Raw genomic sequence first — 19,175 nt, 5'->3', positions numbered from 1 at the left:
CAATTTTGCCAAGACTAGGATGCATATCATTTTATAAAGGTTGTGTGATGCAAAAATTAACCGTCCTGGTCACGGGCGCCAGTGGTTTTATCGGTTCCTATCTATTGCCATTTTTATTGGAAAGGCAATATAAGGTCATTGCGCTCACTCGGCAAATGAATAAAGTTTCTGATCATCCCGATTTAGTCTGGGTCAATGATTTTGACCACATTCAAACGCAACAGATTAATTATGTCATTAATCTGGCTGGGGAAAATATTGGTGCAAAACGCTGGACGGAACAGAGGAAGCAACAACTCATTGAAAGTCGTGTCTCTATGACCCAAAGACTGTATGAATGGTTAGAACAAAAGCAGATTTTCCCACAATGCATTCTTTCAGGTTCAGCGATTGGCTATTATGGCATTGATCCGCAGGAACAGTGGACGACCATCTGTGATGAAAACACACCGCCTCAAACAATTTTTATGTCTGAGCTTTGTCAGGCTTGGGAACAAACTGCACTGGAATTTAGTCAGCAAAATACCAAAATTATTCGGTTAGGCGTTGTGTTTGGAAATGGGGGTATTTTACCGCAAATGCTGTTCCCCATTCGCTTAAATGCGGTAGGCAAGATTGGTTCAGGACGGCAGCCAATTGTCTGGATTCATATTCAGGATGTACTTAATGCAATGGTTTTTCTGCTGCAATCGAACAATAAGCAACAGGTTTATAATCTGGTTGCGCCTGAGCAATCCAATCAGCAAGAATTTGTTCAGGTCGCAGGGCAGGTTTTAAAACGTAGGCCTTTTATTCGAATGCCGAAATGTGTCTTTGAAATGGCTTTGGGTGAGCAATCCCAGTTGATTTTAAATGGTCAGTATGTAAAACCAAAAGCATTGCTGGACCAAGGTTTCCAGTTTCAGTATCCCGACCTGAAATCGGCCTTGAGCGAAATTTTAGGAAGAGATTAAATCCTGTTTTTTTAAGCGTTCTGGTGAATAGGCGATTGGCGAAACAAGGGTTTCTTGTCCTAGCATTAACTGGCGCAGTAAACGTGCTGAACCTGCTCCCATACACAGTCCGTTACGGAAATGTCCAAAATTGGCCCATAGGTTTTCTATTTCAGGCATTGCGCCAATATACGGAATGCCATGAGGGGAGCTAGGACGTAACCCAGCCCAGCGTTGCACAATCGGGAACTGTTCCAGCTTAGGCACCATTTCCAGACAGGCTGTTAAAATATCTTGTTGTGTTTGTTCATCCACTGTGGTGCTAAAGCCACAATCTGCCATGCTTGAACCGCAAACAATGTGACCATCCTGACGTGGAATCAGATACATCACCCGATTCATACACATGGTGGGCAACCAGTTTTCAGGCGTTTTAAACAGTAGCATTTGACCTTGTACAGGATGCACCGAGATTTTTCGTTGAACCTGTTCCGACCAATGCTGGCTCCAGGCACCACAACTCATCACAACATGATCTGCACTAAAGTTTCTGCCATCTTCGGTGTGTACACCTTGTACCTTTTTATTTTGAATGATCAGTTGTTCAATCGGGCAATGTTCAAAAAAACGCACTGAAGAATGCTGTTTTAAATAGCCAATCAGCGATTGTAATAGACGGGGATTACGTACATTGGAGAGCTGTGGAAAATAAATCGCTTGCTGGAATTGTGCTGAAATATGCGGATTAACCCGTTCAAGTTGCTTGCGATTGAGCAGGTCGCATTGCTGCATCGGTTCATTGAATTGGGCTGCGTAATTTAACCCTATGTCGAAATCTTCTCGGTCAAAAATCAGCATGCCCGTATCGTGGATTTGAAAATCAATGCCTGTGATCGGCAGCAGTTTTTCATTCCACATTTGATACAGCGATTTGCCATATTGCGCGAGTTGGTTGACCTCGGGCGCATATCGCCACGGATACATGGGGGAGAGGATACCGCCACCCGCCCATGAAGCAGCCTGACCAGCGTGTTGCTGATCAAAAATATCAACTGAGCAGCCTTGTTCAGCAAGCTCCAGTGCAGTCATTAAGCCACTAATACCTGCACCAATGATGGCGATATGCATAAAAATCTAAACCAAAGTCATAGTTTAATTTCAGCTTAATTTAAACTATTTTAGAATTACTATTAATGATATGCATGGCGGAGTCTTGCCGAGTTCTCATTATATTTCAGGATAAGCCACTTCGTCTTGCGCTTCACCAAAGCTTTAGTCGCTTTGGCTTGCTCAGGCTCGACTTACTTTGGTTTCGCCCAAATGAGAAGCAACGCTTCGCAAGAAAGGCATCTTGCGCTGCTATAATCGCAGCTCACCACAAAACTCGTTGACTACCATCAGCTTGTTGAATGGGTCGCAGAAACGGCATTCTTTTAGTGTCGTCCTGTCTCGAACAATTGTGGATGACGTTTCCGTGTATCCAGTTTCAACATAAGTTCTTATATTGAACTAGCAATAATTATTTCATCTCTTTCAGTTTACGTGCTGCTTCTTCAGCAAAATACGTCCAGATCCCATCGGCACCTGCACGGCGGCAGCACATCAAGGATTCCAGAATCACACTGTCCGATAACCAGCCATTTTGAATTGCGCCCGCAAGCATCGCATATTCACCACTGACCTGATAGATAAAGGTTGGGACACCAAAGGTATCTTTGACTTCACGCACAATATCCAGATATGGCATACCAGGCTTTACAATCACCATGTCCGCACCCTCCTGAATATCAAGGGCGATTTCATGCAGGGCTTCTGCACGGTTGCCTATATCCATCTGGTAGTTATATTTATTGCCCCCTTTGAGGTTGCTGGCTGAACCGACCGCATCACGGAATGGGCCATAAAAGCTGGATGCATATTTGGCTGAATACGCCATGATGTTGGTATAAATAAAGCCATTTTGCTCAAGTGCCTGACGAATCGCACCAATACGGCCATCCATCATGTCACTTGGCGCGACCACATCCGCGCCTGCTGCGGCATGGCTTAATGCCTGTTTGATCAGGCATTCCACCGTTTCATCATTCAGTACATAGCCTGTATTATCAATAATACCGTCCTGACCATGTGTGGTGTATGGATCAAGTGCGCCATCGGTGATCAGCACCATTTCAGGCAATTCTTTTTTAAGCAGGCGGCAGGTGTTTTGAACCAGACCATCTTCATGCCAGGCCGCCTCCGCCGTTAAACTTTTATCTTGTTGTGGGGTTACGGGGAATAGGGCAAGTTTTGATACGCCAAGTTCCAGCAGGCTTTCCGCCTTTTTGAGCAATAAATCGGCAGACAGGCGCTGCACATTTGGCATGCTTGGAATATCCTGGCTTTGTTGTTGGCCTGGTAGTACAAATACTGGATAAATCAAGTGATTAGCTGTGAGTTGTGTTTCGCTGACCATGGCACGGAGCTGGTCATTTTTACGGATACGGCGCATGCGAGTCGCAGGGAAAGCTGGACGATTGAACGTATAAGTCATAACAATCTCGATGTTCAGTATTACACTATAGAAATAATTGGCTCATTTAAGGCATGCTGGGGAGAGCTTGGCAGCCTGAACCAATGAAAGAACCTCGCTATTGTAGCCCCATAATTTTAGATTTGTACAAAATAGTGGGATGTTTATCGTTCCTTTGGATGTTGGCAGCGTATGAATGATGTAAAGAAAAACTGGACGGGTAATATTCAGTTGGGTGTGGAAGTAGATCATGCTGTGGTGTTAAAGCAACTTTGTAAATCCTTTAATGCCTGTCCATTCTTTAAATACAGTGGTATGGAGATGCGTGTGGTCGATGACCAGATTGAAGCCTATGTGGAAATGAAGCCTGAACTGGTGGGGAATCTGGCCTTTCAAATCCTGCATGGCGGCGTGGCTGCAACCATACTGGATAGTATTGGTGGAATTGTCGCGATGGAGCAGCTTTACCGTCATTCAACCCCTGAGAATTTGCCTGATACCATCAAAAAAGTTTCCCGTTTGGCAACAGTCGATATGCGTGTTGATTATCTGGCACCAGGGCGTGGCCAGTTCTTTATTGCGCGTGCTGAAACATTACGTTTAGGCCGTAAGGGCTGCACCATGCGTATGACCATGGTCAATGATGAAGATAAACCAATCGCAACCGCAATTGCCTCTTATGCGTACTAGGGCATTGAGCAAACATTTAAAGCGTCATTGGACGCTTTTTTATATCTGAATAGCCATGCTTTCTTACCATCAGGCTTTACACGGAAGTATAGGCCGTCGCCGTCCAGCTCCCTATATTCTTTCGTTTCGGGTTCAAGGTTAGCCAGTACGGTGTCTGATAATGGCCTGCGTTTAATTTCTGTTCTTTTCATGGCTTGTACACCAGCGGATTCAATAAATCTTGCAATGTACAAGGCAGTGTACACGGTGCATGTACACTATAGCTAGTTATATTTAGTTATGTTTGGGCAAGAAAAAAGGCTTAAACCCTTTAGATTCAAGCCTTTATCTTTTAAAACTTGGCATATTTTGCCATGTTTTGTTAGGTATATGGTGGAGGTGGCGGGAGTTGAACCCGCGTCCGCCAGCACTACACTCGAGAATACTACATGCTTAGATATCGTCTATTGTTTTAACACCAAGCGACCCGACGAACAGGGTACAAGGCGCGATCCTCTAAGTTTGGTATAAAGCCCCGAGGCTTGACTTTATACGGACTTGTGTGCGTGCGCTTCGGTCGGGTTCACTGACCACAAGTATTCAGTGAAGCGGACAAGCTGCCCTTAGGCAGCTAGAGCGTAAGTTTCGTCGTTTGCGACTATTAAAATGCAAATTTTATTTACGAGAGAAAATGCGCTCTCGGCATGCATCTATGAGCTTCATCACCAGCGTCGAAGCCAATAACACCCCCATATATGAACGAGCATCATAACATACTTATTGAAAATTGACATCTAAATCTATAAATCAGGGTGTTAATGATTGAAATATAAGCAAGTGTAGTCGCTGGATAAAGATTAAAAAAGACTTGTACTAGCTCAAAACTGATCTGACAGTTACCCATTTTTTATTGTGCCTGTCAGGTTAAATTTGAGCTAAATTCTTCTCAGCCCAAATCCGTTTTCCATCAAGTAAAGTTTCAAGTGGTGTACGACCCCAGCACATTTTTCCTTGATGAGTCCGTTCAGTATTATAGGATTTCAGCCAATCGTCTAGATCAACTTGTAATTCTTCCAATGAGCTATAAAGCTTCTTTCTAAACGTAATTTGATAGAACTCCTGCAAAATCGTTTTATGGAAACGCTCACATATACCATTTTTTTGCGGGGAAGCTGCTTTTCTCTTCGTGTGATAATATCATTGACTGCCAGATACAACTCATAGTCATGTTGTTCTACCTTATCGCGTTCCGTAAAGCCCCATTGTCTTCACTTTCTGACCAGACCTGCCAGTTCTGGCAAAGCCGCAATACCCGTTTTATTCAGGTCAACCGTTCCAAAAGTGGCCTAAACCGCAACCAGCCTTTAACAGCTTCAGATCAACCCATCCGTAATTATTTATGGCTGGTTCGAACTTTATTGGCACAGCATAAAAAGCTGCAAGCAGGTGAGGTGATTCTCACAGGTTCAATCATTCGCCCAATGGATTTAAAGGCTGGGCAATATCAGTTTCAAATGCTTGGACAACAAGTTTCACTAAAGGTAACTTGAATCAGTCAGGATTGCTGTTAAAAATAAGAAAAGCTCAATGTTTGATAATAGGGAAACAAGAAAATGGCACAGTTGAATGATCACGGGTTATTAAAGTCACAGGCATTGATCAACGGTCGGTGGCGGGATGCACTCTCTGGTCAGACCCTAAGCGTGACCAATCCAGCTACAGGCGAAAGTATTGGTACTGTACCCAAAATGGGCAAACAGGAAGCACTAGATGCGGTTGCCGCCGCTGAGCAGGCATTGCCATTGTGGCGTAAAAAAAGTGCCAAGGAACGCAGTAAGATTTTACGCCAGTGGTTTGACCTGATCATGCAGCATCAGGATGATCTGGCCTATATTCTCACCTTGGAACAAGGTAAACCCTTGAGTGAAGCCAAAGGCGAGATTGCTTATGGTGCGGCTTATATTGAATGGTTTGCCGAAGAAGCCAAACGGGTCTATGGCGATATTATTCCCGCAAATGGTTCTGATCAAAAGATTCTTGTGAATAAGCAGCCGATTGGGGTTTGTGCTGCAATTACCCCGTGGAATTTCCCGAATGCCATGATCACCCGTAAGGTTGCGCCAGCATTGGCGGCAGGTTGTACCATCGTTGTCCGTCCAGCTTCGCAAACCCCATTATCTGCCTTTGCGATTGCAGAGCTTGCCTTGCGTGCAGGTATTCCAGCAGGGGTATTTAACGTCATCACAGGCGGTTCCACTGAAATCGGTGAAGTGCTGACTACCGATGACCGAGTGCAGAAGTTTAGTTTCACAGGTTCAACCGAGGTGGGTAAAAAACTGATTGCCCAATGCGCCTCAACGGTGAAAAAGGTGTCGATGGAACTGGGTGGTAATGCACCGTTTATGGTGTTTGATGATGCCGATCTTGATGCTGCGGTAAAAGGCGCGATTGCCAGCAAATTCCGTAATGCAGGCCAGACCTGCGTCTGTGCCAACCGTATTTATGTACAGTCAGGAATTTATGACCTGTTTATAGAAAAACTCTCTGAGGCAGTAAGACAGTTCAAGATCGGCAATGGCTTGGAGGCTGGAGTAGACTTTGGCCCAGTGATTGACAGTGCAGCCATGCAGAAAGTGGAAGAACATATTGAGGATGCGGTCAGCAAGGGCGCTCAGGTGGTGCTGGGTGGAAAACCCCATCCTTTGGGCCAATTGTTCTTTGAACCAACCATTGTCAAAGATGTCACGGCTGACATGAAAGTGGCCAAAGAAGAAACCTTTGGACCTTTGGCACCTATATTTAAATTTGAAACTGAGGACGAGGTGGTGGGCTATGCCAATGATACCGAGTTTGGTTTGGCATCCTATTTCTACACTCAGGATTTAGGCAGGGCGATGCGAGTTTCCGATGCGCTGGAATACGGCATGGTGGCGCTCAATACAGGAATCTTATCCAATGAGGTCGCGCCGTTTGGTGGGGTCAAGCAGTCAGGTCTGGGACGTGAAGGCTCCAAATATGGCATTGAGGATTATCTGGAAATTAAATATGTGTTGCTGGCTGGTTTAGACAATAGATAACTATTGTATTGTTCAGTTTTATGGGAGGAAAGATATTGCATTTTTCCTCTCAGCTATTCTTCATTGTTTTAGATAACAGTAAATTGACCTAACTTTCTATACAGACTATATGGATGAAACTATTATTCAGCAAATAAAATCGATCAAAAAAATAAATCCGATATATGAAGTTGCATATATATGAAAAATCATATATAAATGGATATAAGCAACATCCATGAAAGGATTTTTTATTCATGCGGAAGATGATGATCAGAGAATGACTTTAACAATTTACTTATCATATATGTTTATCTATATATCCAAATAAATGGGAGTGAATATGGATCAGGTGACTTTCTTTAAATGCTTGTCAGATGAGACCCGTCTTAACATTGTGACTTTAGTTGCTGAAAATAAGGAGCTGTGTGTCTGTGACCTCACGGAAAAATTACAGTTAAGCCAGCCCAAAATTTCAAGGCATCTTGCGTTGTTACGTGCTTCAGGATTGTTGCAAGATAGGCGACAAAGCCAATGGGTGTATTACAGCATCAATCCACAGTTGCCAGCGTGGTGTCATGACATTTTAACGATCTTGGTTGCTCATCCATCAAAAAACCTCTCTAAATTAGCAGCATGTCATACCCCAAATTATTGTGAGTAATCGCCAATGAAATTTCTCTTTTTATGCACTGGAAACAGTTGTCGTAGTATTTTGTCTGAAGTACTGTTTAACAGTCGTGCGCCTGAGAGCTGGAAAGCGTACAGTGCAGGCAGCAAACCCTCTGGACAGGTACATCCATTGACCATTGAAACTTTACAGAATCTGGGCCTTTCGACCAATGGTTTGTGGAGCAAAACCATTGCTGACTGTGAACAATATCAGCCTGAGGTGGTAATCACCGTTTGTGATTCAGCAGCGCAGGAAGCTTGTCCGCTTTATTTAGGTGGAGCGATCAAGGCACATTGGGGATTGGCTGACCCATCGCATTTAGATTTACCGAAAGAGCAAAAGTTACAGGCGTTTCAGCTAACAGTAGATCACATCAATCGCCGTTTAGATGCTTTATTTGCATTAGATACGGCAAATATGACCCGTCCTGAATTGATTGCTGCAATCAATCAAATCTCAAACATCGAATGAGAATGTCATGGCTCAAGAAAGACTGTCATTTTTAGATCGTAACCTGACGCTATGGATTTTTATTGCGATGGGGGTAGGGGTTGCGATCGGTGTGTTTTTACCTCAAGCTTCCATTACTTTAGACAAAATGAGTGTGTATTCTGTCAATATTCCAATTGCGATTGGCTTGATTCTGATGATGTATCCACCTCTAGCCAAGGTGGACTATGCCGCTCTGCCACAAGTATTTAAAGATAAGAAAACCTTAACTTTATCGCTGGTACAGAACTGGCTGATTGCACCTGTATTGATGTTTGTGCTGGCAGTCGTATTTTTGCATGATTATCCAGAATATATGACAGGGCTTATCCTGATCGGTTTGGCTCGCTGTATTGCCATGGTGCTGGTCTGGAATGGCTTGGCCTGTGGTGATAACCAATATGTTGCGGCATTGGTGGCATTTAACAGTATTTTCCAGATTCTGTTCTTTAGCAGTTACGCATGGTTGTTCCTGACATTTTTGCCACCCTATTTTGGAATTGCAGGACAAGTCATCCATGTCGATTTTTGGACCATTACCCATGCAGTATTGGTGTATTTGGGGATTCCATTTTTCCTTGGCTTTATGACACGATTTACTCTCGTGAAAGCTAAAGGTTTGGAGTGGTATCAAAATGTCTTTTTACCCAAGATCAGCCCACTCAGTTTGTTCGCACTTCTATTTACCATTGTGGCAATGTTCAGCCTAAAAGGTGGTGATGTGGTGAGCTTACCCTTGGATGTTCTGCATATCGCAATCCCACTGACCATTTACTTTGTGGTGATGTTTCTCATCAGCTTCTTTATGAGCAGGTGGTTGGGTAATGACTATTCTAAAACCACAGCAATCTCTTTTACGGCTGCTGGCAATAATTTCGAGCTGGCTTTGGCGGTTGCAATTGCCACTTTTGGCTTGGCTTCACCTGTTGCGTTTACAACGGTAATCGGACCTTTGGTGGAAGTTCCTGTATTGATTTCACTTGTGACCGTCTCGTTGTGGCTAAAAAAGAAGTATTTTCTCAATGAGTCGAGTTAAATATAGTTTCAAAAATAATATTTCTGCTGATCAGGAAAAATCATTTTTTATTATCCCAAGGCAGAATTTTTATAACAGATCAGTTTGGCTGAACTGATCTGTTATATTTTTTTAAAGGTATTTTGTGTCTATTCTTGTTTTGTATATTCATCCAGAATCTAGCTTAGACAAGATTTGGGAGCAGAATATGAGTTTTTTAAAAAAGAAAAATAATGCCGCTTTTGTATTCTTTATTATCACACTTTACGCATTCCTAGGCTTTGGACTTGGCTTTATCATTTGGGAATATGTTTTATAAGTAGAGCAAGGCTTTATGTAGGTTGATCTTTATGGATCGATCAATCGCATTAGCAAGCTAATCGTCAAGTCTTAATCGTACAGAACTGATCGTTATCGTTGAGTTAGCGCAATAGACCCCATATGCGATCTGTCACAATGCGTTGAGGTTGGTTAAGAAAATTGGCCAAATCGCAGCGACGCTTACTGAAATTCTGATAGGAATAATAGCGATAAGGCTTGAATCTATAGATTTTATTAAAGTGAATTCGGTTTAAGCAGATTTTAATTTAATCATTTGAATCAAACAGGTATTAGACCAATGTTTTGATCCAATACCTGACTGAAATTTAACGCACAATCAACACTGGAACATGGCTTTCACCCAATACTTTTTGCGCCACACTTCCCAGAATAAATTTCTTGAAACCTGTTCTACCATGTGAACCCATAATGATCAGGTCTGCACCTAGGTTTTGTGCAGCCCCAATAATTTCCTGAGGGATAGAAAAACCCTCCAGAACCTGAGTGGCAACCGTTAAGCCCAGCTCTTCAAATTTCTGCTCGGCTTTTGCCAGATTTTCTTGCACATAACCACGAACACGCTCAATTAAATCATTGCTCTGACCAAATCGAACATAGGTATCGGCTAAATATGGGTCCAATGCCATCACCTCAACCACAGTAATTTCACTGTTGAGTGCTTTGGCAAGTTGAGCTGCTTGCTGAATGACATTGACCGAAATTTCTGAGTCATCAATCGCAACGAGGATTTTTTGATAAGTCATGTTTATTACTCCTTATAATTCCATTTTAAGATTCAGCAGGTTTATAAATATTTGTATAAAATAAGATCTATTTTTTTATGGTAACCCTATTTTTGAAAGAATAAAACCTAGTATTTTTATAGGGATAGGTAAGTTACTTATCTGTATTTAGGAAAAATGGCTAAAATAAAATTATGTGAAATTTCTATGAATATGAGAAGTGCAGGATATCAATAAGTTATCTTCATCATTTATAAGTTTTCTTGAAGAAAACTCTTTAGATGATCAATATTATCTGTTTGTAACAGTTCACGTATTTTTAAAATTTGCTTTTCATCTGAATCATAAAGTTTGAGTGCAAGCAGTTTTTCTATATCTTGGGGAGAAAAGCGGTACTTCATTACTTTGGCGGGAACACCAGCAACAATCGCATAGGGTGGCACATCCTGAGTGACAACAGCACCTGTTGCGACCACCGCTCCCTCACCAAGTTTTACTCCCTGCATAATCATGGCGCGACTGCCAATCCAGCAACCATCTCCAATGACAGTATCTCCAGCAGGCAAAAAACTACGTGTATCAAAGGGAAAGGTTGAAATCCAGTCTGGTCGATGCAACTGATTGCCACCCATCATAATCACACATTCGGCCCCAAAGCAGACAAAGTTGCCAATATAAAGTTGATCAATTGGTTTTTCAGGTGTAGCAGGTTTGTCATGTAGATAACGCACCACACAACGCTCAAAACCCTGATCCCAATAGGCTGAATAATAAGAATAATTACCCCTGATATGAATATTGGGATTGTTTACTGTTTTAGCAATAAATTCGAATTCACACCAGTGTTTGACAGGAGAGCTGATTAAGGATGAGTCCATTTATCTTCCATGAGTGACAGGATTTAAAGAAAAACCCCTCAATTTGAGGGGTTGATCATGTAGGAATATTACAGGTATTCCACACTGATAATTTCGTATTCAACTTCGCCATTTGGTGTTTGAATCTTGGCTTCATCACCTTCACTTTTACCTAAAAGACCACGTGCAATTGGAGAATTGACAGAAATCTTATTAATTTTGAAATCTGCTTCGTCATCACCTACGATCTTATAGGTTTTACGCTCTTCTGTGTCCAGGTTCTCGATGGTGACAGTCACACCAAAAACCACACGGCCTGTCTGCTCAAGTTCCTTAACATCAATCACCTGACAAGCACCAAGCTTTCCTTCGATGTCCTGGATACGGCCTTCACAGAAACCCTGCTGTTCACGGGCTGCGTGGTATTCAGCATTTTCCTTGAGGTCACCGTGTTCACGGGCCTCAGCAATCGCCTGTGTGATGCGAGGGCGGTCCACTGTTTTTAACTGTTGTAATTCTTTCTCTAAGGCAGCCTTGCCTTCAGGAGTCATTGGATAACGTTGCATGTTCATCCCCTTTTGAATTGTTGGGAAAATACAGGATTAAAAAAAGAAAAAGCCCGCCACCGATAAGGTGGCGGGGCTTATCGGTACAGAATTAACCTACAGTTTGTAAATCTTGCAAGCGGTAAACATCCATTGGTAATTTCACGGCAAATGCTTGGCAAACAGCCTCAGCACCATTAATGGTCGTGGTGTAATACACTTTGCCTTGTAGGGCAGCACGACGAATCATTGCAGAATCATATTGAGCCTGTTTGCCTTCAGTTGTGTTGACAATAAGATGAATCTCACCATTTTTCAAGCGGTCTACAATATGTGGACGACCTTCGGTGACTTTATTCACAGCTTCACATTCCAAACCTGCTTCTTTAAGCACGCGATAGGTACCACCTGTTGCAACCAGTTTAAAGCCATACTGGATTAACTGCTTGGCAATGTTTGCAATGTGTTTCTTGTCCGATTCACGAACTGACAGGAATGCATGCTTCACTTCACCTTCAGTCGGCAAACCTGGTAAACGTTCATTTGAGCCAAGTACAGCCTTATAGAAAGCTTCACCAAATGTTGTACCAACACCCATCACTTCGCCTGTAGACTTCATCTCAGGGCCAAGAATTGGGTCAACACCCTGGAATTTAGCAAACGGGAACACCGCTTCTTTCACTGCAAAGTGGGTCGGAATGATTTCCTTGGTAAAACCTTGTGACTCAAGGGATTGACCCGCCATACAACGTGCAGCAACTTTTGCTAAAGACTCACCAATACATTTTGATACGAATGGAACAGTACGGGATGCACGTGGGTTCACTTCAAGGATGTAAATATCATCACCCTTTACGGCAAACTGAACGTTCATCAAGCCGATTACGCCAAGTTCTTTTGCCATTGCAACAGTTTGGCGACGCATTTCATCCTGAACTTCTTGTGAAAGCGAGTAAGGTGGAATTGAACACGCGGAGTCGCCAGAGTGAATCCCTGCCTGTTCAATGTGCTGCATGATACCGCCGATCACAACGTCTTTACCGTCAGATACGCAGTCTACGTCCACTTCAGTTGCATCGTCAAGGAAACGGTCTAATAGGACAGGGGCTTCATTTGAAGCTTGAACTGCTTCACGAAGGTAACGTTTTAGCTCATCTTCGTTATACACGATTTCCATTGCACGGCCACCTAACACATAAGATGGACGAACAACCAGTGGATAGCCCACTTTAGCTGCTTCTGAAATACCTTCTTCAGCAGATTTTACGATGCTGTTGTTTGGTTGGCGAAGCTGTAGACGTTGAATCATTTGCTGGAAACGTTCACGGTCTTCTGCACGGTCAATCGCATCAGGTGAAGTTCCAATAATCGGTGTACCTGCTTCTTCTAAAGCACGCGCCAATTTCAATGGTGTTTGACCACCGTACTGTACGATTACGCCTTTAGGCTTCTCTGTACGTACGATTTCAAGTACATCTTCCAGTGTTACAGGTTCGAAGTACAAACGGTCTGATGTGTCATAGTCAGTTGAAACCGTTTCAGGGTTGCAGTTCACCATGATGGTTTCATAACCGTCATCACGCATTGCAAGCGCAGCGTGTACACAGCAGTAATCAAACTCAATGCCTTGACCAATACGGTTCGGACCACCACCAATCACCATGATTTTGTCACGGTTCGATGGATTGGCTTCACATTCTTCATCATAAGTTGAGTACATATATGCCGTACCAGATTCAAACTCGGCAGCACAAGTATCAACACGCTTGTAAACTGGATATACACCCAAGTTCCAACGTTGTTTACGGAATTGTTTTTGTGAAATACCCATTAAGTCAGCAATACGAAGGTCAGATAAACCTTTGCGTTTGAATGAACGGATATTGTCAGCGTTTAAATCGCCAAAGCCTAAAGTTTTTACTTGAGCTTCAGTTTTAACGATGTCTTCGATTTGGATCAAGAACCAAGGATCGATCTTAGTTGCTTCGAATACGTCATCTAATGAGAAACCATGACGGAATGCATCAGCTACATACCAAATTCGCTCAGGGCCTGGAACTTTAAGTTCTTTTAAGATGATATCTTTGGCATTAGCCGTACCAACTTCGATTTTTTCATCAAAGCCGCTGACACCTACTTCAAGACCACGAAGTGCTTTTTGAACAGATTCTTGGAAGTTACGACCAATTGCCATCACTTCGCCCACAGATTTCATCTGAGTTGTCAATACAGGCTCAGCTTGTGGGAATTTTTCGAAGTTGAAGCGAGGAATCTTGGTTACAACATAGTCAATTGCTGGTTCGAAGCTTGCAGGAGTGATACCACCAGTGATGTCATTTTTCAATTCATCAAGGGTATAGCCAACTGCAAGTTTTGCCGCGATTTTTGCAATCGGGAAACCTGTTGCTTTCGATGCAAGCGCAGATGAACGAGAAACACGTGGGTTCATCTCGATCACAACCATACGACCGTCTTTCGGGTTAATACCGAATTGAACGTTCGAACCACCTGTTTCAACACCGATTTCACGAAGAACCGCAACCGATGCATTACGCATGATTTGATATTCTTTATCTGTCAATGTTTGCGCAGGGGCAACCGTGATTGAGTCGCCTGTGTGTACGCCCATTGGGTCAAAGTTTTCAATCGCACATACGATAATACAGTTGTCGTTTTTGTCACGAACAACTTCCATTTCGTATTCTTTCCAGCCAATTAAAGATTCGTCGATCAATAATTGTTTAGTTGGAGAAAGATCGAAACCACGTTCACAGATTTCAATAAATTCTTCTTTATTGTATGCGATACCGCCACCAGAACCACCCATGGTAAATGATGGACGAATGATCACTGGGAAGCCGAAACGTGACTGAATTTCCAGTGCATGTTCCATACTTTCAGCAACATCGGCACGAGGACATTCCAAGCCGATTTTACGCATGGCGATGTCAAACAGTTTACGATCTTCTGCTTTTTCAATCGCTTCTTTTGATGCACCAATTAATTCAACATTGTATTTTTCTAAAACACCGTTGGCATCTAATGCAAGCGCACAGTTCAATGCAGTTTGACCGCCCATGGTTGGGAGGACTGCATCTGGACGTTCTTTTTCAATGATCTGTGCAACTGTCTGCCAGGTGATTGGCTCGATATAGGTTGCATCTGCCATTGAAGGGTCAGTCATGATGGTCGCTGGATTCGAGTTGACCAAAATAACACGGTAGCCTTCTTCACGAAGCGCCTTACATGCTTGCGCACCTGAGTAGTCAAACTCACACGCCTGACCAATGACAATAGGACCAGCACCAATAATTAAGATGCTTTTAATATCCGTACGTTTAGGCATTATTCGCTCCTGAGTGAGGGTAAAGCGGAGCGAAGCTCCGTCCGAACGCAAGACGAGAAGCTATGCTTCGAGTAGTCGCAATATTCATCTTAAACATCATTTTTTAGCCTGCTCAATCAAGTGAATAAAATGATCGAACAATGGTGCGCAGTCATGCGGACCAGGGCTTGCTTCAGGGTGACCTTGGAAGCTGAACGCTGGTTTGTCAGTACGATGAATACCTTGGTTTGTACCATCAAACAGTGAACGGTGTGTCACCTTTAAGTTTGCAGGTAAAGTACTTTCATCGACAGCAAAGCCGTGGTTCTGCGAAGTGATCATCACTGTACCGTGATGTTCGCTGAGAGGGTCAAGATTTTGTACAGGATGGTTCGCACCATGATGTCCATGATTCATTTTCATGGTTTTCGCGCCAGAAGCGAGCGCCAAAATCTGGTGACCTAAACAAATACCAAATACAGGTAAAGTCGTAGTTTCAACAATCGTTTTTACTGCTTCAATGGCATAGTCACATGCCGCTGGATCACCAGGACCATTTGACAGGAACACGCCATCTGGATTCAAGGCAAGCACTTTCTCCGCAGGAGTTTGTGCAGGAACAACTGTTAATTTACAACCACGGTCTGCGAGCATACGTAAGATGTTGGTTTTGACACCATAATCGTATGCAACGACATGAAATTTAAATTCAGGTTGAGCAAAGCCTTGACCTAAAGCCCAGGAACCTTCAGTCCATTCAAAGCCCTCAGGATCACAGCATTCTTTTGCAAGGTCTAAACCATTTAAACCACCGAAGGCACGCGCTTTCGCAATCGCCTCTTCTTCAGTGATATTTTCGCCAGCAAGGATGCAACCGTTTTGCGCGCCTTTGTCACGTAAAATACGTGTCAATTTACGCGTGTCAATATCAGCGATGGCAACAACATTGTGTTGTTCAAGGTATTCGCTCAGCGATTGTTCAGCACGGAAATTGCTGTGTAATAAAGGGAGATCACGAATAATTAAACCGTTCGCCCATACTTTATGGATGCGACCAGATTCAACGTCTTCGCTATTACAGCCTGTATTTCCAATATGGGGATAAGTCAGCGTCACAATTTGTTGCGCATAACTTGGGTCAGTCAAAATTTCTTGGTAGCCAGTCATGGCTGTATTAAAAACGACTTCACCAGTCGTACTACCCGATGCACCGATAGACGTTCCTTTAAAGATCGTTCCATCTGCGAGGGCTAAAATGGCGGGGGTGCTCAAACCAAAGCTCCTGAACTAAAACCACAAAAATAGGGCTGTAAAAAAGCGAGAAGACATAAAAAAAGGCAGGCTGTCTTTAAAAACATGCCCCTCCTTCCAGTCTGCTCGCTTGTAACTTAACAGCGCATTATACGCATGAGTAGGTGAAAAGTCTATGTGTTTTGTCTATTAAACTCAGGAATTGGTGTTTTTCTTTTATAAGTTTAAATGGACAGGTGTCTATTGCAAAATCAGTCATTCTTATAAGTATATCATGAGATATTATGCAAATTGTCTAACAATTTTTTAGGGCTTTAGGTGGAAAGCGCTTTATCTTATATATAGCCAAAAAATCAACGATCAATATAGAGGGGAATCAAGATGGCTGAGACAAAAACCGCACCTGCAACTGAAGAAGTGAAAGATGTTGTTGTTGAAAAAACTGCAAAAGCAAAAGAAGTTGTAGCAGAGAAAACGGCTGAGGTAAAAGAGGCTGTTGCTGAGAAAACGGCAAAGGCGAAAGAGGTTGTTGCTGAAAAAACCGCAAAGGCGAAAGAAGTGATTGCTGAGACTCAGGAACAGGCGAAAGAAGTCATTGCTGAAACTCAGGAAAAAATTGAAGCTGAAGCAAAAGAACTCAATGATGCTGTTCAAAATCAGTTTGCACAAATCAAGCAAGACATTTTACAGCGTATTGAAGTGATCAAGGGTCAGTTTAACTTGTCTCAAGAAGACTTGGTTGAATTTAAGAATGCCTTGAAAACTGAGTTAAACGCTTTGGTTGAAGACTTAAGCAAAGTCAGCAAAGAACTGAAAGATGACATTAGCCAGATTTCAGTAAAACACAAAGACACTTTGACTGAGAGCTTTAAACGTACCAAAGAACAAGCAGTTGAAGCCTGGAATAAGGTGCGTGCAAGCTAAGTCATCGCTTGCCAATAAAAAAGCGAGAATTGAGTTCTCGCTTTTTTTGTTTTTTAGACTTATTAAAAAAAGTTAAAACTGATGCAGCCAATCCCGTTTGTTATGGAAATCGGCCTGAGGGCTGCTATGCTGCATTGCAAAGTAATGCATGCCTTGAGTGGTATTTAACACTGCAGTTAAACCAAGGTACAGGTCAGCCCATTTCAATTTATTTTGCTGCATAAACTGGGATAAATCCACACTGACATTTAAGCCATAGTGGGTACGCTGTAAATGGTTCAGTTCAATATCATAGGCAGCTACGGGCGGCATATTTTCTGGAAAGCGATATTCTTCAAATTGATAGGCCTGCCATGCCTGAGAGGGAGAAAGATTGATTTCACGATAGAAATCTTCATCTTTTACACCAATAAAAATCTCAAAGCAGGTCTGTTCCCATAAAAAGTCATGGCGGGGATGTGCCGAAACCTGATCGGGATAAATCAGAAACTGATTTGGGTCACGCACCCAGAAACCAACATTCACAGTTGCTGGTGTTTGCTGCTCAATCGCCCCAACCACCGTAATGGCGTTAAAGCGATCAAAAGCCGACAATTCATAACTTGCCATTGCTTAGTTATTACTGAGGTGAGCAAAACGAACGAGGTTGGAAAGATGCTGGTTTTGTTTGGCTGCCTTTTTATAAAGCAAAACAATTTTACCAATTTTCTGTACCGATTCCGCACTAGTCGCCTCAACAAGGGCATCAATCACTGCCGCACGCGCCTCACGGTCTTCACCCGCAACTTTCACCTTAATCAGTTCATGGTCATTTAGCGCACGATTTGTTTCTTCAATGACGTTTTCTGTAAGACCGTGGCTACCAACCATTACAACTGGGTTAAGTGCATGACCAATTTGACGCAAACGCTTACGTTCATGGATAGATAAAGCCGCCATTAAAAATACCTGATTTGAAAAACGACCTAGTATAGCCTGCATCCCAAACCTAAGATAGATTCAGTAGGCAGACTGATCATAAATATTCAGAAAACTGTTGAAATAACCAATGATGTTGATCGAAAAAAATCTGTAAAAGTTCGTGTGATTACGCTACATCCGTACTGTAATGAGAGTAATTTTCACGTACAATGACCAATCAGAAGTGTTTTGAAATTTAGTGAGTTATGGCGACACGCATTACCAATCAAAAATTGTCGAAAAGCAGTCGTGCGTGGATGAGAGAGCATCTGGATGATCCTTTTGTTAAAAAGGCGCAGAAAGAGGGGTATCGCGCACGCGCAGCATATAAGTTACTCGAAATCCAAGAAAAATATAAACTGATTAAACCTGGCATGACCGTTGTCGATCTGGGCGCGGCGCCTGGTAGCTGGTCACAGATCGCAGGTAAGCTGGTCGGTGCCAATGGTTTGGTGATTGCATCGGATATCCTGCCAATGGATGCGCTTCCAGATGTGACCTTTTTACAGGGTGACTTTAGGGAAGAGGAAGTCTTCGAAAAATTGTTAAATATTTTAAATGGTCGTCAGGTAGATATTGTAATTTCTGATATGGCCCCCAATACATCAGGTAATAGGGCTGTCGACCAGCCACGCCAAATTTATTTGTGTGAGTTGGCACTGGATTTTGCTCAGAAAGTTTTAGGACCAAATGGACAGTTTGTGGTTAAGGTGTTCCAGGGTTCAGGATTTGATGAGTTTAGAAAACAGGTGGTTGATGGTTTTGATGTATTAAAAACAGCCAAACCTGCGGCGTCACGCGCTCGGTCAAAAGAGGTTTTTTTGATTGGACAGGGTCGTAAAAAGGCATTGCAATAAAAAGTGTACTTGCCAAGATGTTAAAAATTGTGCATTTTGTACCTTT

At 42.8% G+C, this 19,175-nt stretch carries 19 protein-coding genes, 1 other RNA gene and 2 pseudogenes; 10 read left to right on the top strand and 12 right to left on the bottom strand.

Annotated elements, in window-relative coordinates; genetic code table 11:
• Positions 1–47 precede the first annotated feature (47 nt).
• A complete protein-coding gene (locus F973_RS10755; RefSeq protein WP_004761770.1) occupies positions 48–953 on the top strand; it encodes a TIGR01777 family oxidoreductase in 906 nt (301 codons plus the stop codon).
• Here the strand turns inward: F973_RS10755 and thiO are convergent.
• Both thiO and hemB read right to left on the bottom strand, forming a co-directional pair.
• Entirely contained in the window at positions 939–2,060 is a 1,122-nt protein-coding gene (thiO, locus tag F973_RS10750) for a glycine oxidase ThiO (RefSeq protein WP_004761768.1), read from the bottom strand. The genes F973_RS10755 and thiO overlap by 15 nt on opposite strands.
• Before the next feature lie 391 nt (positions 2,061–2,451).
• Entirely contained in the window at positions 2,452–3,465 is a 1,014-nt protein-coding gene (gene hemB, locus F973_RS10745; protein ID WP_004761767.1) for a porphobilinogen synthase, read from the bottom strand.
• 171 nt (positions 3,466–3,636) lie between these two features.
• On the opposite strand from hemB, the gene F973_RS10740 reads away from it, so the two are divergent.
• Positions 3,637–4,134 carry a thioesterase family protein gene (locus F973_RS10740; RefSeq protein WP_004676633.1) on the top strand — a complete coding sequence of 166 codons (498 nt, stop codon included), beginning with the start codon at positions 3,637–3,639 and terminating at the stop codon, positions 4,132–4,134.
• Positions 4,135–4,169: 35 nt separating this feature from the next.
• Here F973_RS10740 and F973_RS10735 read toward each other — a convergent pair.
• The 3 genes and pseudogenes from F973_RS10735 to F973_RS14785 all read right to left on the bottom strand — a co-directional run.
• Positions 4,170–4,325 (bottom strand): annotated as a pseudogene (locus tag F973_RS10735) (Arm DNA-binding domain-containing protein); the annotation flags it as partial.
• A gap of 179 nt (positions 4,326–4,504) precedes the next feature.
• Positions 4,505–4,864: a transfer-messenger RNA gene (ssrA, locus tag F973_RS14790) on the bottom strand.
• A gap of 173 nt (positions 4,865–5,037) precedes the next feature.
• Positions 5,038–5,354 (bottom strand): annotated as a pseudogene (locus F973_RS14785) (integrase core domain-containing protein); the annotation flags it as partial.
• Here F973_RS14785 and F973_RS10730 point away from each other — a divergent pair.
• From F973_RS10730 to F973_RS15290, 6 genes are all read left to right on the top strand, one after another.
• Positions 5,340–5,663: a hypothetical protein gene (locus F973_RS10730; protein ID WP_004676637.1), complete on the top strand. Its 324-nt coding sequence runs from the start codon at positions 5,340–5,342 to the stop codon at positions 5,661–5,663. The pseudogene F973_RS14785 and the gene F973_RS10730 overlap by 15 nt on opposite strands.
• 63 nt (positions 5,664–5,726) lie before the next feature.
• The gene (locus F973_RS10725; RefSeq protein WP_004761764.1) at positions 5,727–7,190 is read left to right on the top strand and encodes an NAD-dependent succinate-semialdehyde dehydrogenase; all 1,464 of its coding nucleotides are present in this window, start codon (positions 5,727–5,729) and stop codon (positions 7,188–7,190) included.
• A 322-nt stretch (positions 7,191–7,512) separates the two neighbouring features.
• The gene (locus F973_RS10720) at positions 7,513–7,833 is read left to right on the top strand and encodes a metalloregulator ArsR/SmtB family transcription factor (RefSeq protein ID WP_004761763.1); all 321 of its coding nucleotides are present in this window, start codon (positions 7,513–7,515) and stop codon (positions 7,831–7,833) included.
• Between the two features lie 6 nt (positions 7,834–7,839).
• Positions 7,840–8,313, top strand: coding sequence for an arsenate reductase ArsC (locus F973_RS10715; RefSeq protein ID WP_004761761.1), 474 nt, complete (start codon positions 7,840–7,842; stop codon positions 8,311–8,313).
• 7 nt (positions 8,314–8,320) lie between these two features.
• Complete coding sequence (gene arsB, locus F973_RS10710) at positions 8,321–9,367, top strand: ACR3 family arsenite efflux transporter (RefSeq protein ID WP_004761759.1); 1,047 nt, start codon at positions 8,321–8,323, stop codon at positions 9,365–9,367.
• Between the two features lie 187 nt (positions 9,368–9,554).
• Positions 9,555–9,665 carry a hypothetical protein gene (locus F973_RS15290; protein WP_004799650.1) on the top strand — a complete coding sequence of 37 codons (111 nt, stop codon included), beginning with the start codon at positions 9,555–9,557 and terminating at the stop codon, positions 9,663–9,665.
• A gap of 328 nt (positions 9,666–9,993) precedes the next feature.
• Here F973_RS15290 and F973_RS10705 read toward each other — a convergent pair whose 3' ends face one another.
• The 5 genes from F973_RS10705 to carA form a co-directional block, all read right to left on the bottom strand.
• A complete protein-coding gene (locus F973_RS10705) occupies positions 9,994–10,431 on the bottom strand; it encodes a universal stress protein (protein WP_004761755.1) in 438 nt (145 codons plus the stop codon).
• A gap of 230 nt (positions 10,432–10,661) precedes the next feature.
• A complete protein-coding gene (locus F973_RS10700) occupies positions 10,662–11,288 on the bottom strand; it encodes a CatB-related O-acetyltransferase (protein WP_004761753.1) in 627 nt (208 codons plus the stop codon).
• Positions 11,289–11,356: 68 nt separating this feature from the next.
• The gene (greA, locus tag F973_RS10695; protein ID WP_004761751.1) at positions 11,357–11,833 is read right to left on the bottom strand and encodes a transcription elongation factor GreA; all 477 of its coding nucleotides are present in this window, start codon (positions 11,831–11,833) and stop codon (positions 11,357–11,359) included.
• A 91-nt stretch (positions 11,834–11,924) separates the two neighbouring features.
• Entirely contained in the window at positions 11,925–15,158 is a 3,234-nt protein-coding gene (gene carB / locus F973_RS10690) for a carbamoyl-phosphate synthase large subunit (protein WP_004761749.1), read from the bottom strand.
• A 96-nt stretch (positions 15,159–15,254) separates the two neighbouring features.
• Positions 15,255–16,409 carry a glutamine-hydrolyzing carbamoyl-phosphate synthase small subunit gene (carA, locus tag F973_RS10685; protein ID WP_004757565.1) on the bottom strand — a complete coding sequence of 385 codons (1,155 nt, stop codon included), beginning with the start codon at positions 16,407–16,409 and terminating at the stop codon, positions 15,255–15,257.
• Between the two features lie 360 nt (positions 16,410–16,769).
• Between carA and F973_RS10680 the strand changes: the two genes are divergently transcribed.
• The gene (locus F973_RS10680) at positions 16,770–17,312 is read left to right on the top strand and encodes a hypothetical protein (RefSeq protein ID WP_004761747.1); all 543 of its coding nucleotides are present in this window, start codon (positions 16,770–16,772) and stop codon (positions 17,310–17,312) included.
• A 72-nt stretch (positions 17,313–17,384) separates the two neighbouring features.
• Here the strand turns inward: F973_RS10680 and F973_RS10675 are convergent, their stop codons facing one another.
• Positions 17,385–17,921, bottom strand: a complete 537-nt coding sequence (locus F973_RS10675; protein ID WP_004761746.1) for a DOMON-like domain-containing protein — start codon at positions 17,919–17,921, stop codon at positions 17,385–17,387.
• Between the two features lie 3 nt (positions 17,922–17,924).
• Positions 17,925–18,251 (bottom strand): ribosome assembly RNA-binding protein YhbY, encoded by a 327-nt coding sequence (yhbY, locus tag F973_RS10670; RefSeq protein ID WP_034432756.1) that lies wholly within the window; start codon positions 18,249–18,251, stop codon positions 17,925–17,927.
• 227 nt (positions 18,252–18,478) lie between these two features.
• On the opposite strand from yhbY, the gene rlmE reads away from it, so the two are divergent.
• The gene (gene rlmE / locus F973_RS10665) at positions 18,479–19,129 is read left to right on the top strand and encodes a 23S rRNA (uridine(2552)-2'-O)-methyltransferase RlmE (RefSeq protein WP_004676658.1); all 651 of its coding nucleotides are present in this window, start codon (positions 18,479–18,481) and stop codon (positions 19,127–19,129) included.
• The last annotated feature ends 46 nt before the right edge of the window (positions 19,130–19,175 follow it).

It is taken from the genome of Acinetobacter sp. CIP 102129 (assembly GCF_000368305.1).
GTDB classification, from domain to species: Bacteria; Pseudomonadota; Gammaproteobacteria; order Pseudomonadales; family Moraxellaceae; genus Acinetobacter; species Acinetobacter parvus.
The sequence above is the reverse complement of the archived record's forward strand: the minus strand, read 5'-3'. Positions and strand labels throughout refer to the sequence as shown.